11 protein-coding genes and 2 tRNA genes are annotated in these 13,610 nt (G+C 47.8%); 9 read left to right on the top strand and 4 right to left on the bottom strand.

The features are described 5' to 3' along the window. The first annotated feature begins 65 nt into the window (after positions 1-65). Complete coding sequence (pyrD, locus tag NY07_RS05455) at positions 66-1,091, top strand: quinone-dependent dihydroorotate dehydrogenase (RefSeq protein ID WP_033538337.1); 1,026 nt, start codon at positions 66-68, stop codon at positions 1,089-1,091. Positions 1,092-1,249: 158 nt separating this feature from the next. Next, positions 1,250-1,783, top strand: coding sequence for a cell division protein ZapC (locus tag NY07_RS05460; RefSeq protein WP_033538338.1), 534 nt, complete (start codon positions 1,250-1,252; stop codon positions 1,781-1,783). Positions 1,784-2,178: 395 nt separating this feature from the next. On the opposite strand, the gene NY07_RS05465 is transcribed toward NY07_RS05460, so the two are convergent. Together NY07_RS05465 and NY07_RS05470 are read right to left on the bottom strand one after the other, a co-directional pair. Beyond that, positions 2,179-2,255 (bottom strand) — tRNA-Met (locus NY07_RS05465). Between the two features lie 47 nt (positions 2,256-2,302). Continuing rightward, positions 2,303-2,379: transfer RNA gene (locus tag NY07_RS05470), tRNA-Met, on the bottom strand. Between the two features lie 307 nt (positions 2,380-2,686). Here NY07_RS05470 and rlmKL point away from each other — a divergent pair. The 5 genes from rlmKL (at position 2,687) to rmf (ending at position 9,212) form a co-directional block, all read left to right on the top strand. Further along, positions 2,687-4,822 (top strand): bifunctional 23S rRNA (guanine(2069)-N(7))-methyltransferase RlmK/23S rRNA (guanine(2445)-N(2))-methyltransferase RlmL, encoded by a 2,136-nt coding sequence (gene rlmKL / locus NY07_RS05475; protein WP_033538339.1) that lies wholly within the window; start codon positions 2,687-2,689, stop codon positions 4,820-4,822. Then, positions 4,815-5,051, top strand: coding sequence for a glutaredoxin family protein (locus NY07_RS05480; RefSeq protein ID WP_033538340.1), 237 nt, complete (start codon positions 4,815-4,817; stop codon positions 5,049-5,051). The genes rlmKL and NY07_RS05480 overlap by 8 nt, the downstream gene beginning before the upstream one ends. A 1-nt stretch (position 5,052) precedes the next feature. Next, positions 5,053-6,972, top strand: coding sequence for an ABC transporter ATP-binding protein (locus NY07_RS05485; protein ID WP_033538341.1), 1,920 nt, complete (start codon positions 5,053-5,055; stop codon positions 6,970-6,972). 24 nt (positions 6,973-6,996) lie between these two features. Beyond that, positions 6,997-8,850 carry a DUF3466 family protein gene (locus NY07_RS05490; protein WP_033538342.1) on the top strand — a complete coding sequence of 618 codons (1,854 nt, stop codon included), beginning with the start codon at positions 6,997-6,999 and terminating at the stop codon, positions 8,848-8,850. 185 nt (positions 8,851-9,035) lie between these two features. Further along, entirely contained in the window at positions 9,036-9,212 is a 177-nt protein-coding gene (rmf, locus tag NY07_RS19145; protein ID WP_011865614.1) for a ribosome modulation factor, read from the top strand. Between the two features lie 57 nt (positions 9,213-9,269). On the opposite strand, the gene fabA is transcribed toward rmf, so the two are convergent. Continuing rightward, on the bottom strand, positions 9,270-9,785 hold the full coding sequence (gene fabA, locus NY07_RS05495) for a bifunctional 3-hydroxydecanoyl-ACP dehydratase/trans-2-decenoyl-ACP isomerase (protein ID WP_033538343.1): 516 nt from the start codon (positions 9,783-9,785) through the stop codon (positions 9,270-9,272). Between the two features lie 67 nt (positions 9,786-9,852). Further along, positions 9,853-11,562 carry a S16 family serine protease gene (locus NY07_RS05500; RefSeq protein ID WP_033538344.1) on the bottom strand — a complete coding sequence of 570 codons (1,710 nt, stop codon included), beginning with the start codon at positions 11,560-11,562 and terminating at the stop codon, positions 9,853-9,855. Between the two features lie 387 nt (positions 11,563-11,949). Here NY07_RS05500 and NY07_RS05505 point away from each other — a divergent pair, with 387 nt between their 5' ends. Continuing rightward, on the top strand, positions 11,950-12,618 hold the full coding sequence (locus NY07_RS05505; protein WP_033538345.1) for a GntR family transcriptional regulator: 669 nt from the start codon (positions 11,950-11,952) through the stop codon (positions 12,616-12,618). 12 nt (positions 12,619-12,630) lie between these two features. Next, entirely contained in the window at positions 12,631-13,509 is an 879-nt protein-coding gene (gene prpB, locus NY07_RS05510; RefSeq protein WP_033538346.1) for a methylisocitrate lyase, read from the top strand. Positions 13,510-13,610: the final 101 nt, after the last annotated feature.

Consider the following 13,610-nt stretch of genomic DNA (forward strand, 5'->3'; position numbering starts at 1 on the left):
ATAAAACTAAAATATAGTCATCAGCCCTGGCAAATGCCGGGGCTTTTTTCGGTCTAGGAGAATGCATGTTTTACAAAATCGCACAGAAAGTGATGTTTCAGATGGACCCAGAGAAGGCGCACAACTTAGCTATAGGTAGTCTGAAATCAACTGCGAATTCGCCGTTAAACTGCTTTTACGCGCAGAAGCTGCAAGCTGCGCCGGTAGAGTTTATGGGGCTTACGTTTCCAAATCCTGTCGGACTTGCTGCCGGCATGGATAAAGATGGTGAATGTATCGATGCGTTCCATGCGATGGGCTTTGGACATATAGAGGTTGGTACTGTTACACCGAGACCTCAACCTGGGAATGACTTGCCACGTTTGTTTCGTTTGAAGCCGGCTAAGGCGATCATTAACCGTATGGGTTTTAACAACAAAGGTGTTGATAACTTGGTGGCCAATCTAAAAGCGGCTAAGTCTGGCGCCATGGTTGGGGTGAATATAGGTAAAAATAAGGACACGCCGGTAGAGCAGGGCAAGGAAGATTACCTTATCTGTATGGACAAGGTGTATCCCTATGCGGCCTATATTGCCGTGAATATCTCCTCGCCTAACACTCCTGGCCTGCGCAGTTTACAGTATGGAGACCTGCTTGATGATCTCCTTGGATCATTAAAAGCCAAGCAAAAGGATCTTGCCGAGCAGCATGGTAAGTATGTGCCGATCGCATTAAAAATTGCCCCGGATCTGCAACCTGAAGAAATTGAAAAGATTGCTGAATCTTTGATCCGTAATGAGTTTGATGGTGCCATTGCCACCAACACGACCCTGACACGTGATGGTGTTAGTGGTTTGGTTAATTCTAATGAAGCCGGTGGTTTGAGCGGTAAGCCATTGAATTCATTATCAACTAAAGTGATCAAACAGTTAGCGGTTTGTCTTAATGGCCAAGTACCTATTATTGGTGTTGGTGGTATTAATAGTGCGGAGGATGCATTTGATAAATTGGATGCAGGAGCGACTATGGTACAAATTTATTCTGGTTTTATTTATCGCGGCCCAGAATTAATTAAAGAGATCGTCGACGCATATCGCGTAAAAAATAAATAAGATCTTATTTAGATCTCAAAACGATCGCGCGATCTTATTTAGATCGCGTTAGATCAATATAACATGTTGTTATCTATATCATATTTGTAAAATTTTTTTTGATATTGGGTGAAATATAATCTATTATCGAGCTGTATTAAGGTATATAGGTACACGTTATGTTATTAATGCCACAAAGGGATTGGCAATGGATATATAACGATTCGTATGGGGTATTAAGCGTTTCGTTAGGTTCGGATATGGAATTTCTGACTCCCTATCAAACGAAAGCACTTATTCCAGATGCCTTGGCAACGACGGAATTTAGTGTAGAACATGCCAAGTTCTATATCGAATTTATTGAGCGTATTGGAAAGTCTTTAAATATTGCCGATGCGGTGAGGGTTCAGTTGGCGTTGAACGCAACAGCGGCTCATTATTTGTTAAAGCCACAGATGCCTAAGTCATGGTTTTTTGATACATCGGCGGTGTGTGTTTACAGTGAGCTTGGCAAGGTTTTTCAGTTGAAATGCCAAGGGGAAGTGGTACAGGTTTTAGTGGTCGAATCGAATATTCAGGCCTCCCTGGTTATGCTGTTATCACCCCAGCTGCAGTTGAGTGACAGTAAGACGATGCGCCAGTTTGACTGCATTAAAGTGATGAATGATAGATTGCATCCATTAAAAGTCAATCGTCAGATCGCGGCAGCTTAAAAAATTTCAAGATTTATTTAGGGAGCAGATGCTCCCTATTTTTATGTCTGTTTTTTGATCAATTTATTTTATTACAGTGATTGCTCGTAAATCATTTTTCCGATCTATAGATTAAATCTACCTCTCACGTTTTGCTCGCTTAATGCTTATAAAATCGACAACCCCCATATTCTTTATAGAAGGCCTTTATAGAAGGGCCTGCTCGCTAAGGTAAATTAAAGCGCGAGAAAACAGTTAACGGCTATAGATTATTTTTTAACCGGATATTGGTTTTTGAGCATGCAGAAAATTTTGAAACGGCCCGATTGGTGTAGGGCAGCCAAGCATTTTACTTTAGGTTGTTGTGAAAGGCATTTAAACAAGGGAGTGTTTAGAAAAGTTATTTCATTAGAAATTGGTTGCGGGAGCCGGATTTGAACCGACGACCTTCGGGTTATGAGCCCGACGAGCTACCAAACTGCTCCATCCCGCGTCCGTAAGAAACGCTGTAGTTGTTTTGATTCTTGCTACAAAAGAAATTGGTTGCGGGAGCCGGATTTGAACCGACGACCTTCGGGTTATGAGCCCGACGAGCTACCAAACTGCTCCATCCCGCGTCCGTATTTAGAGCGATATTATCCTCTCTAACACACTTTGACTTTCGAACTTGATGCTAAGTTAACTCATGTTACCTGGGTTAAGTCAGTGCTCTCTGCGTCAAAACGGGGCGAACTATATCGATATGAGACGAGCAATGCAAGTAACAATCGAGGATTTGGTGTTAAGCGTTTATTTATCCAACAGAGTGCGGGCTTATTGATCACGCAGCGAAATTTTAGGCACTCATCTGACAGAACTTTTTATCATTTAATCTGTGGACAAGGTATAATGACGGATTGATTTTTGAAGTGTGTCTATCTATCCATGTTAAATTTTTTTGCTGCAGCCCCAAGAGGCTATGAATACGCGTTGTCCCTTGAGTTGGCAGAACTTGGCGCTACGGAAATAAAAGAAAGTGTTGCCGGCGTTTATTTTTCAGCGTCGCTGGAATTAGCTTACCGCATTACGCTTTGGTCACGCCTGGCCAGCCGTATCATCTTAGTGATCTACAAAGGCCCGTGCGAAACACCTGAGCAGCTTTATAACGCGGCTTATTGCATAGACTGGCAAACACATTTTTCTAATAAGAGCAGCTTTAGCATAGATTTTCATGGTGTCGGTGGTTTTATTAAAAACTCACAATTTGGCGCGCTAAAGGTTAAAGATGCGGTAGTTGACCGTTTTCGTGACGATGGTTGCCCGCGACCAGATGTGGCTCGTGTCGATGCAGACTTCAAGATAGACGCCCATTTTCGCCGGGGTCAAATCACCTTAGGGGTTAACTTCTCTGGCCCTGCGTTGCATCAACGTGGTTATCGCGCGACAACAGGTGAGGCGCCCCTCAAGGAAAATCTGGCTGCAAATATGTTAGTTCGTAGTGGTTGGCAGCAAGCTCCTAAAGATCTGCTCGACCCCTTTTGTGGCAGCGGTACTATCTTGATTGAAGCGGCAATGATGGCCTGTGATATCGCACCGGCGCTGCAGCGTCGTCGTTTTGGTTTCGACCACTGGTTGCGCCATCAAGATGGCGTGTGGCAGGAACTGCTTAGTGAAGCCAAGGCTCGCGCCTCTATGGGTGTGAAGCGCTGTGACCTTAAATTTTATGGCTCGGATATCGATTCGCGCCTGGTGGCACTGGCTAAACGTAATGCCCAAAATGCCGGTGTGGCTGAGCTTATTGAGTTTTCGGTGTCCAATGCGCTTAATGTCACCCCACCTGTGGAGCAGGGCTATCTAATCACTAACCCTCCTTATGGTGAACGCCTTGGGAATGTCACCTCGCTTTTGCAGCTCTACTATCAGTTGGGTGACAAGCTAAAGGCCGAATTCGGTGGTTGGCAGGTGGCAGTACTCAATAGCGATATCGAGCTGTTATCAGCCCTTAAGCTCAAAGCTGACAAGCAGATGAAGATGTATAATGGCGCGCTCGAATGTGCTTTTAACCTTTATACGCTGCACGCCAATAGCACTCGACGCATCGACCCTGGTCAGGTATTGAGCCAAGGCGGTGAGGTAAGCGAGGTGGCCAGCGCGTTTGCTAACCGGATTAAGAAAAACCATAAACAGCTTAGCAAATGGGCTCAGCGAGAGGGCATAGACAGCTATCGTCTCTATGATGCGGACATCCCTGAGTATAATGTCGCCGTGGATATTTATCTGGATCATGTGGTGATTCAGGAGTATTCGGCGCCTAAGACGATTCCAGAGGCGGTGACGAAAAGGCGTCTAACCGATGTCCTCTTGGTGCTGCCACAGGCGATAGGCGTCGACCCAGACAAGATCATTCTAAAGACCCGCGAGCGTCAAAAGGGAACCAATCAGTACCAAAAACTGGATGCCACCAAGCTTGAGCTAGTCACTACCGAATATGGCGCCAAGTTTAAGCTGAACTTGAAAGATTATTTGGATACAGGTTTGTTCCTGGATCACAGGCTAACCCGTAAACTCGTGGGCGAGAAAGCCAAAGACCGTGACGTACTGAACTTATTTGCCTACACAGGCAGTGCCTCTGTGCATGCCGCGCTGGGCGGCGCTAAGTCGGTGACCACCGTGGATATGTCTAATACCTATCTTAATTGGGCGCAAGACAACTTCGAATTAAATGGCCTTAAAGGCAAGCAATATCAGTTTATTCAAGGCGACTGCCTGCAGTGGATAGATGATTGCCAGCAGCAGTACGATCTTATCTTTATCGATCCGCCGACCTTCTCAAACTCTAAGCGGATGGAAGACTCCTTCGATGTACAGCGGGATCATGTCAAGCTGCTGAGCGCCTTGGTGAAGCTGCTGCGTCCGGGCGGAGAGATACTGTTTTCGAACAACAAGCGTAAGTTCAAGATGGAAATCGACGCCTTGTGTGCCCTTGGGGTTACGGTAAGCAACCTGGATAAGCAGACGCTACCGCTGGATTACAAACGCAATCCCCATATTCATAATACTTGGTTGATCACCCATGCCTAAAGTGAGTGCCTATACCTTATTTCATACCGAGGCCTGCCACCTGTGTGAGCAGGCTCAGGCGATCATCGCCACTTTAGATATCGACTATGCCTTGCAGGATATTTGTGATGATGACGTTTTAGCCGAGCGTTACGGCGTTCGTATCCCGGTGCTGCGCAACCAAGAAGATGGCTCAGAGCTCGATTGGCCTTTCGATCGAGAGCAGCTGCAACAGTTTACAGGAGTATAAATTGAGTCTGGTTCGTATAAATAACGGCTCATTGGCCTATGGCTACACCCCCTTATTACAAAATGCCGATTTCACCATAGAAGCTGGCGAGCGAGTGTGTATTGTAGGACGAAATGGCGCAGGTAAATCTAGCTTGATGAAGGTCATTGGTGGTGAAGTGCTGCTTGATGATGGCGAATTTAATATCGCAACAGATGTTAAGGTCAGCCGTTTACAGCAAGATCCACCTAAGGCAGAGCAGGGGACGGTATACGCCTATATTTCGGCCGGTCTGCAAGAGGTCGGCGAAAAGCTTGAGCGCTATCATCAACTCTCCCATGACGTCGCTAGCGCCAGTGCTGATGAGATGGAGCGTATGCTCAAACAGATGGAACGTCTTCAGTCTGATCTCGACCACCTGAACGGCTGGCAGCTAGATACCCGCATTAATCAGACCTGTGAGATGCTCGGCCTGGACGCCGATGCCAGCCTAAACAGCCTATCGGGTGGTTGGCAACGTAAGGTTGCCTTGGCGAGAGCCTTGGTGAGCGAGCCCGATCTGCTGCTGCTCGATGAGCCGACTAACCATTTGGATATCGATACCATCGAATGGCTCGAAGAGTTTTTGCTCAGCTATCGTGGCGCGATTGTGTTTATCAGTCACGACCGTGGGTTTATTCAGCGCATGGCGACCCGTATCGTGGATCTTGATCGCGGCGTGGTCACCTCTTGGCCCGGCGACTATCAGACCTATCTTGATGGCAAGGCTGAATGGCTCAGGGTTGAGGAGGAGAAAAACGCTCAGTTCGACAAGAAACTTGCCGAAGAGGAAACCTGGATCCGTCAAGGGATTAAGGCGCGTCGAACACGTAATGAAGGACGCGTGCGGGCACTTAAGGCGCTACGTATGGAACGCATGGCGCGTATTAACCGTCAGGGCGGGGCTAAGATGGCCGTCGCCGATACCGAGCGCTCGGGCAAGTTGGTGTTTGATATCAAAGATCTTAACTACAACCTGCCTGATAAAAATCTGGTCAAGAACTTTACCACCTCTGTGATGCGAGGCGATCGAATTGCGCTTATCGGTCCTAATGGTTGCGGAAAATCGACGCTTATCAAGTTGTTGATTGGCCAACTTGAGGCCCAATCAGGAGAAGTTAAGGTTGGCACCAAGTTGGAAGTTGCCTATTTCGATCAGTATCGAGAGGCACTTGATCCAGAGAAAACTGTCGAAGACAACGTCGGCGAAGGTAAGAAAACCGTGACCATTAACGGTCAGGACAGACACATTCTTAGTTATCTGCAAGATTTCCTGTTTTCGCCTATGCGTGCCCGTACGCCAGTCAAGGCACTTTCGGGTGGTGAGAAAAACCGACTGCTTTTAGCTCGTCTCTTGCTAAGACCCGCCAACTTGATCATTCTCGATGAACCGACAAACGATCTTGATATTGAGACCTTAGAGTTGCTAGAGTCGCTACTGACCGATTATCAGGGGACCTTGCTGTTAGTCAGTCACGATCGTGCCTTTATCGATAACACAGTCACCAGTTCCTGGTGGTTTACTGGTAATGGCGGTTGGAGCGAGTACGTCGGCGGTTACCAAGATGCTGTTTCGCAAGGGGCAAAATTTTATTCTGAGGAACCAGTTGCCAAGGACGCTGTCCAACCCAAGGTTGCCGAGCCAGTCAAGCGCGAGACTAAGGCCGCCGCCAAGGCTGAGAAGAAGCTGTCTTATAAATTGCAAAGAGAACTGGATGCCTTGCCGGCTAAGATGGAGCAACTCGAAGCCGACATAGAAGCCTTACAGACTGTCATCAATGAGCCCGATTTCTATTCGCAGGCGCAAGAGGTGGTGAACAGTCGTTTAAGTGAGTTGGCGTCACTTGAGCAGGAATTAGAAGTTTGTTTCGAACGTTGGGAAGAGCTTGAAGCCCTCAAATAGACGATAGAATAATAGGAAAAATAAATGAAGTTGAAGTTTGATAGAGCCTTATCGTTAGTCGCTGCCGGGGTGATCACAGCGTTGCAAACGGCTCACGCAGCACCTGTCTATGAGATTCAGAATATTGAAGACTATGACTTAAATGGCACCTTAGAGTCGACCATTAATGGTTATGGTATGTTTGTGAATCAGCAAGATCAGCTGGTTGGGATCTCTAAGGGTAAGAAAAAGCTCGAAGTCGACGAAGACTCGGACGGCCCTATTGATATCGAAGACGGGATTCCGCCTGAGCAGTTAGTCTCTTACTCAATCAATCTCCCTATTTTAGCCAACAACTTTACCTTTACTGCTGACGGTAACGGCGCAGCAGGTAGCTGGCTTCCCACCTTCGATTCCGTTTTTGGGACCACGCACCCTAAAGATACTAATGAAGAGCAACCTGAAACCATTAACTCAGTCAATGCCTATTACTACGGCATTAACAACAATGGTATCAAGGTGGGTACCTATACGGCACCGGAGCAAAAAACCGAATTTACCGGTGAGCGTAACGACAACAATCAAGATCAGGAATATTGGTACTACCGCGAGTTTGAGGAACGTGGTTTCTTAAAGGCAGCCGATGGTACAGATATCTCTTTGGTGCCGCCTTACACTGTATACACCAAAGATGATACCGATGTTGTCGTGGGCGGCGTCTCGGTGGCCGCGGCGATTAACGACAGTAACCTGGTGACAGGTTATGCCACTACTGATCTGGCCAAGAGCAGTAAGACTCGTGTCGATAACTGTATTACAGGCGACAAGTTCCCTATAGATGTGTGTGTACAAAACGAACAATACCCAGATCGTAACAATGTCCGCCGTATTCTCTATCAGACACGCGCCTTTGTGTGGCAATTTGATGGCACAGATGTGACCCCAACCGAGCTGCCTCTGGGACTTGAATCGACTTCCGACAGTGTGTTTACTGCTCAGGGTTTAGGGATAAACAGTCAAGGTGTTGTCGCTGGTCGTTCTCACGTCTATCGTAACAATGACAAAGATAAGTTGGCGTTCGATGCGGCCTATTGGGCCAAGGACAACGAAGGTCAATACCAGTACCACTGGGTGAAGATGACCAATGATCAGCTCTCCTCTGTGGCCTATGATATCAATGATAATGGTATCTTAGTGGGTAGCTATCGTCGTTATATAGAAGGTTATCAGCGCGACAAGTTCTTCTACTTAGACACCAATGCCGCGGACCCCACTTTTGTAACCCCGAATGATTTTTACCCTGTGATGTCCGATCGCAGCTCTCGTCCAAGGGATATCAACAATAAAGATCAGGTTGTCGGTTTTGTTGAAGTCACCAGTGAGAAGGAAAAGCCACGCATGAAAGGCGCCTTCTTGTATGACAAGAACAGTGATGAATTCAATGTTATCGACGATCTCTTGGTCTGTGAGTCAAAAGGCTATGTACAGGACGGAGAAGGTAAATGGGCCCGCAATAAGGTTGAAGTGGTCGATGGCAACGGCGATGTGCTCTTTTATGACAGTGAAATTCGTATCGTTGAGGCGAGCAGCATTAACGATGATGGCACCATAGTCGGCACGGCATTTATTCGTAAGCCTTCTTATCAGTTTGATATTGAAGGTAATCTGGTGATAGGTGAGAATGGTAAGCCTTTATTCTTGCTTAATGCTAATGGTCAGCCTGTGACGGCTTTTCTGCCACGTATGGTAGTACTTAAGCCAACCACTTCAGGCAGTGCTTGTGAAGTGGTAGAGGATGACAATTCAAGTGATGGTAACTATACACGCCAAGGTGCGGCAAGTTTCGCTTGGTTATTTGTGCTTCCACTGGTTTGGCTAAGGCGTCGTTTTAGAGGCTAATGCTCGTTAGAACATATCGAAATAAAAGTCGGGGTTTTTGCCCCGATTTTTTTTAAATAATGATCTCATGAGTTTAAAAAATAACCAGGCGTAAAGCGAAATTTTTGATTGATCTCGTGCTGAAAAAGTTCTATTTCTATCAATGAGGCTTCGGCCTTTAGGATTTAAGAACAGAGGATGCTTGCATGAAAAGACAAAAACGAGATCGTCTAGATAGAGCTTTTTCAAAGGGATTCCAGGCCGGGATAGGTGGCCGCTCTAAGGATAACTGTCCTTATTCTACATTGGACTCTAAATCACACTGGCTCGGAGGATGGCGCGAAGGTGTCGATGGCCGACTTAGCGGATTATTTAACAAGTGATTTAGATATTTGCCCTCTGTTAAGAGGGCATTTTCATATCTGGAACAGGTAAAACGTTTAGAAACTTGATGTGTCGGTGAAGATACCCACCTTTAGATCTGTCGCCGAATAGATCTCGCGGCCATCTACTTCCATCACGGCATCAGCGATGCCCATCACTAATTTGCGATAGACCTTGCGCTTGATAGTCAACTTGTAGGTGACTTTCTTGGCATCTGGCAGTACCTGACCGGTAAATTTCACTTCACCAACACCCAGTGCACGACCTTTACCTTCCGCACCTTCCCAGCCAAGGAAGAAGCCAACCAACTGCCACATGGCGTCTAGGCCCAGGCAACCTGGCATAACAGGATCGGTTTCGAAGTGGCAGCCAAAGAACCAAAGTGACGGATCGATATCTAGCTCAGCAACAATTTCACCTTTACCAAACTCACCGCCGTTATCGTTAATTTTAGTGATGCGATCTATCATCAACATGTTGTCGATAGGCAGACGAGGCGAGTTGGCGCCAAATAGGTTACCGTGTCCACAGGCGACTAATTCTTCTTTACTGAAACTGTTAGCTTTATTCATTGTTAACTTCACTCTAGCAATTTGAGTCGCCAAGGTTAGCGAACACGTGTACGCCAAACAACTCCGATCAGCTAGAAAGTTTCAATTTATCGAGCAAGTTGGCAAAAAATGAGCGTTCCTCATCGGGATAGCCCGCCAAGCCTTCCAATCGCGCCTGGACCATGCCATAGAGGCTTTCTTCAGGAAACTGACCATTTTCATCACGGCTGCCGGCAGGTTTGTTCATTAGGATGGCCACGGCCTGATCGATATGTTCTACCTGGTACAGGTGGAACGCTTTATCTTCAACGGCTTTAATGACCTGGGCAGCCAGGTTTAACTGCTGTACGTTTGAGCTTGGGATGATAACCCCTTGGGTGCCCGTCAGGCCGCGTCGCTGACACAGGTCAAAAAAGCCCTCAATTTTTTCATTTACACCGCCGATGGCCTGCACTTGGCCAAATTGATCTATGGCGCCTGTGGCGGCAATGCCTTGTTCTATGGGGTGCTCGGCGATGGCAGACATTAGCGCGCAATATTCGGCCAGTGACGCGCTGTCACCATCGATCTCCTGATATGACTGTTCGAAAACAATATTAGCATTGAGGTGCAGCGGGGCATCTTTACCGAATATGCGATACAAACAAGAGGAGAGGATCATCAAACCCTTTGCGTGTATGTTTCCGCCCAGTTCTGACTTACGCTCGATATCGGCGACTTCACCGTCACCATAATGTACCGATGCAGTGATTCGCGCCGGTTCGCCATAGGTGTACTCGGCGGCGTCCAGCACGGTCAGGCCATTGATCTGGCCAATCATGGCGCCTTGGGTGGGCAGGTTAATGAAGTTATCGTCGAAGCTCTGCGCCGACAGACTCTGTGAGGCATTGTGCCTCGCCTTGTGGCGAGCCAGTGCCATCTCGATGCTGTCGCCGCTCAGTTGAGAGCTCTTGCCATAAAGGCTGGCTTGTACCATCAGCTGACTAATGCCTATGGTTTCGAGGCTCAGGTGGCGTTGATGTTCGGCTAGACGTGCACTATGGGTAAACAGTGGCTGCAGGGCAGACTGATCTAAGGTGAGCTGGTTGGCGGCAGCGATAGTGACCAGCCAGTTGCCATAATCTTGCTCACTAAACTCTGCCAATGAAATTTCATCTACTAGCTCACCCAGCAGGGGAAAGGCGGCGGGAAAGTTACGCTCTTCTAAATAACTGATGCTATAAAGCGTGCTGCTGCCCACTAAGATTATCTTGCTGTGCAGCGGAATTGAAGACCAGCGAGAATGCAGTTGATATTCACCCTTATGGGCTGCCTCCATAACAAGTTCCCACAGGCCCTCACGTTTCCAGAGAGATTCGGCGCAGATAAACAGGTAATCGCAGTCGGCTAGGGCGCCCGGATGGTAGACACTGGGATCATGGGCGTCGAGGTGGCCGATAAGATCGCGACGCTTTATGGCGCCACTCAGATAGCGATAGGGAGTGTTGGCAACACAGACGCAGTCTTCGCCGGCTTGTGTTTGCCACTGCAACTTAGCGTCTGGTGCCAGGCGGTTTAGGTAGTGAGCCGGTCTGTATCCCTGATGGTCAACTAAGGCCTTGAGTAGCTGCTCTCTATCTATGCCGCTGTGATCGGCAAGGTACATGTGTTGCCCCTGTGTATTAGCAAGCAGGTTAAACGCATCCAGGGTGCGTTCCTGACCCAGTAATCGGCTGTGTGGATTGGCGTTAAGCTGGTCTACCTGAGGTAACTGAAATTGAGGCGATAAAGCGGCAATGTCGATTGAGTGTGCGATCATTAATTGGGGCGAATTATGTAAACATGGCCTGATGTTAGCACAGTTTCGCTCAGCCTCTCTCTAAGTTTCGCTGTTTTTGGCTTATTCAAGCCAGTTTGTCGACAATCTTGGTGGCGGGCCGCTGTTTACTCGTTTGCTGAGTACGTCCTACTTGCTTTATGGCCCTATCAAGGTGTTTGTGCGCTTAGTCGGGTTCAACTCGTTAGTTTCCGCTGAGAGGGGGCGAGGATTTGAGGCATAAAGATAGACTTTTTTAAGGTGGGCCACTTAAGACTTTAGTCGACAATTCAGTCTTTTTGTCGACAATTATCGGGTTTTGGCTTGAGAAAATCCTATTTCATGGCTATATTGTCGACAACCAAATGTTTGATGACGATCACATAATTCATGACGCGATACAGCCAAACGCCGGTCACCACGGCAGATAAAACCTTCTACCAACTTAGGCAGGATATTGTCGAAGGGGTGATCGCATCCGGGTCAAAACTCAGTGAGACTGAATTGTCGACAACTTATGGTGTGAGCCGAGCCGTGATCCGCGAAGCGATTAATCGTCTCGAGTCATGTCATATCGTCGAACGGCGCGCCAATGTCGGTGCCAGAGTCGTGGCACTGAGCGAAGAGGGCTTAATGGCCCTGTATGAGATCCGCGAATCCCTCGAAGGCATGGCGGCACGTCTGGCGGCCAAAAACATGAGTGATGAAGAGATTGCTGAGCTGGAAGCCCTGCTCAGAAGTCATTTTGACGACGTCAAACAGGGGGAGTCCTATTATCAGGAAGCCGGTGATGTGGATTTTCATTATCGCATCATACTCGGCAGCAAGAATAAGCACCTTATCTCTATGCTGTTCGAGGGTATCTATCATCTTGTGCGTATGTACCGCGTACAGCTTGGCATGGCGGGGCCTAGGGTCACCACAGCCTATGATGAGCATAGGCATATCGTCCAGGCGATCGCCAATCGAGACGAAGAGCTAGCCGAGATCTTGATGCGCAGGCATATCACCTATTCACGAAATAATATTCGAAACAAACTTTCACCCATCCAGTCATAAGAGGAAGCGAGCATGAGCGCAGGAAAGAAATTCCGTCAGGCATTGGTCGACAATAAGCCGTTGCAAATCGTCGGTACTATTAATGCCTACACGGCCATGATGGCCAAGCAGATCGGTCACAAGGCGATCTACCTCTCTGGCGGCGGCGTGGCAAATGCCTCTTATGGTCTGCCGGATCTGGGCATGACCTCATTAAACGATGTGATCGTGGATGTGCAGCGCATCACCTCGGCGTGTGATCTCCCATTACTTGTTGATATCGATACTGGTTGGGGTGGGGCATTTAATATTGCCAAGACCATCAAAGATATGGAAAAAGCCGGTGCCGCAGCCGTACATATGGAAGATCAGGTTGCTCAAAAGCGCTGTGGTCATCGCCCCAACAAAGAGATCGTTTCAGTAGATGAGATGGTGGATCGTATCAAGGCGGCAGTGGATGCGCGAACGGATCCTGATTTCTTCATCATGGCCCGCACCGATGCCTTCGCTCAGGAAGGATTGGAAGCGGCTATCGAACGTGCCAAGGCCTATGTGGCTGCCGGCGCCGACAGTATCTTCGCAGAGGCGGTAAAGACTGAAGAGCATTACCGCGCCTTTGCCGAGGCGTTAGATGTGCCAATTCTGGCCAACATCACCGAATTTGGTCAAACCGAGCTGTGGAATCGTGAGCAACTTGGTCAATGGGGCGCAGCCATGGTGCTTTACCCACTAAGTGCCTTCAGAGCCATGAATAAGGCGGCTGAGAACGTTTATCAAACTATCTTGCGCGATGGCGATCAGAAAGCGGTACTCGATACCATGCAGACCCGCATGGAGCTATACGATTATCTTGGTTATCACGAGTATGAGCAGAAGCTCGATAGCCTGTTTGCCGAAGGTAAGAATAAGTAATACAGCCAGGTGCCTCGGTAAAGGGGCATCCTAGACAGCACATTCACCCTACAACCTAGATGATGCAGTACTAGGGATAGACAAAAATATAATAGGAAGAC

Origin of the sequence: Shewanella sp. ECSMB14101, from assembly GCF_000773485.1 — a bacterium.
GTDB lineage: Bacteria > Pseudomonadota > Gammaproteobacteria > Enterobacterales > Shewanellaceae > Shewanella > Shewanella marisflavi.

Bases quoted from the DNA above. Each gene is read 5' to 3' on its own strand.
- pyrD (WP_033538337.1), top strand. From the start codon at position 66: ATGTTTTACAAAATCGCACAGAAAGTGATGTTTCAGATGGACCCAGAG.
- NY07_RS05460 (WP_033538338.1), top strand. From the start codon at position 1,250: ATGTTATTAATGCCACAAAGGGATTGGCAATGGATATATAACGATTCG.
- rlmKL (WP_033538339.1), top strand. From the start codon at position 2,687: ATGTTAAATTTTTTTGCTGCAGCCCCAAGAGGCTATGAATACGCGTTG.
- NY07_RS05480 (WP_033538340.1), top strand. From the start codon at position 4,815: ATGCCTAAAGTGAGTGCCTATACCTTATTTCATACCGAGGCCTGCCAC.
- NY07_RS05490 (WP_033538342.1), top strand. From the start codon at position 6,997: ATGAAGTTGAAGTTTGATAGAGCCTTATCGTTAGTCGCTGCCGGGGTG.
- rmf (WP_011865614.1), top strand. From the start codon at position 9,036: ATGAAAAGACAAAAACGAGATCGTCTAGATAGAGCTTTTTCAAAGGGA.
- fabA (WP_033538343.1), bottom strand. From the start codon at position 9,785: ATGAATAAAGCTAACAGTTTCAGTAAAGAAGAATTAGTCGCCTGTGGA.
- NY07_RS05500 (WP_033538344.1), bottom strand. From the start codon at position 11,562: ATGATCGCACACTCAATCGACATTGCCGCTTTATCGCCTCAATTTCAG.
- NY07_RS05505 (WP_033538345.1), top strand. From the start codon at position 11,950: ATGACGCGATACAGCCAAACGCCGGTCACCACGGCAGATAAAACCTTC.
- prpB (WP_033538346.1), top strand. From the start codon at position 12,631: ATGAGCGCAGGAAAGAAATTCCGTCAGGCATTGGTCGACAATAAGCCG.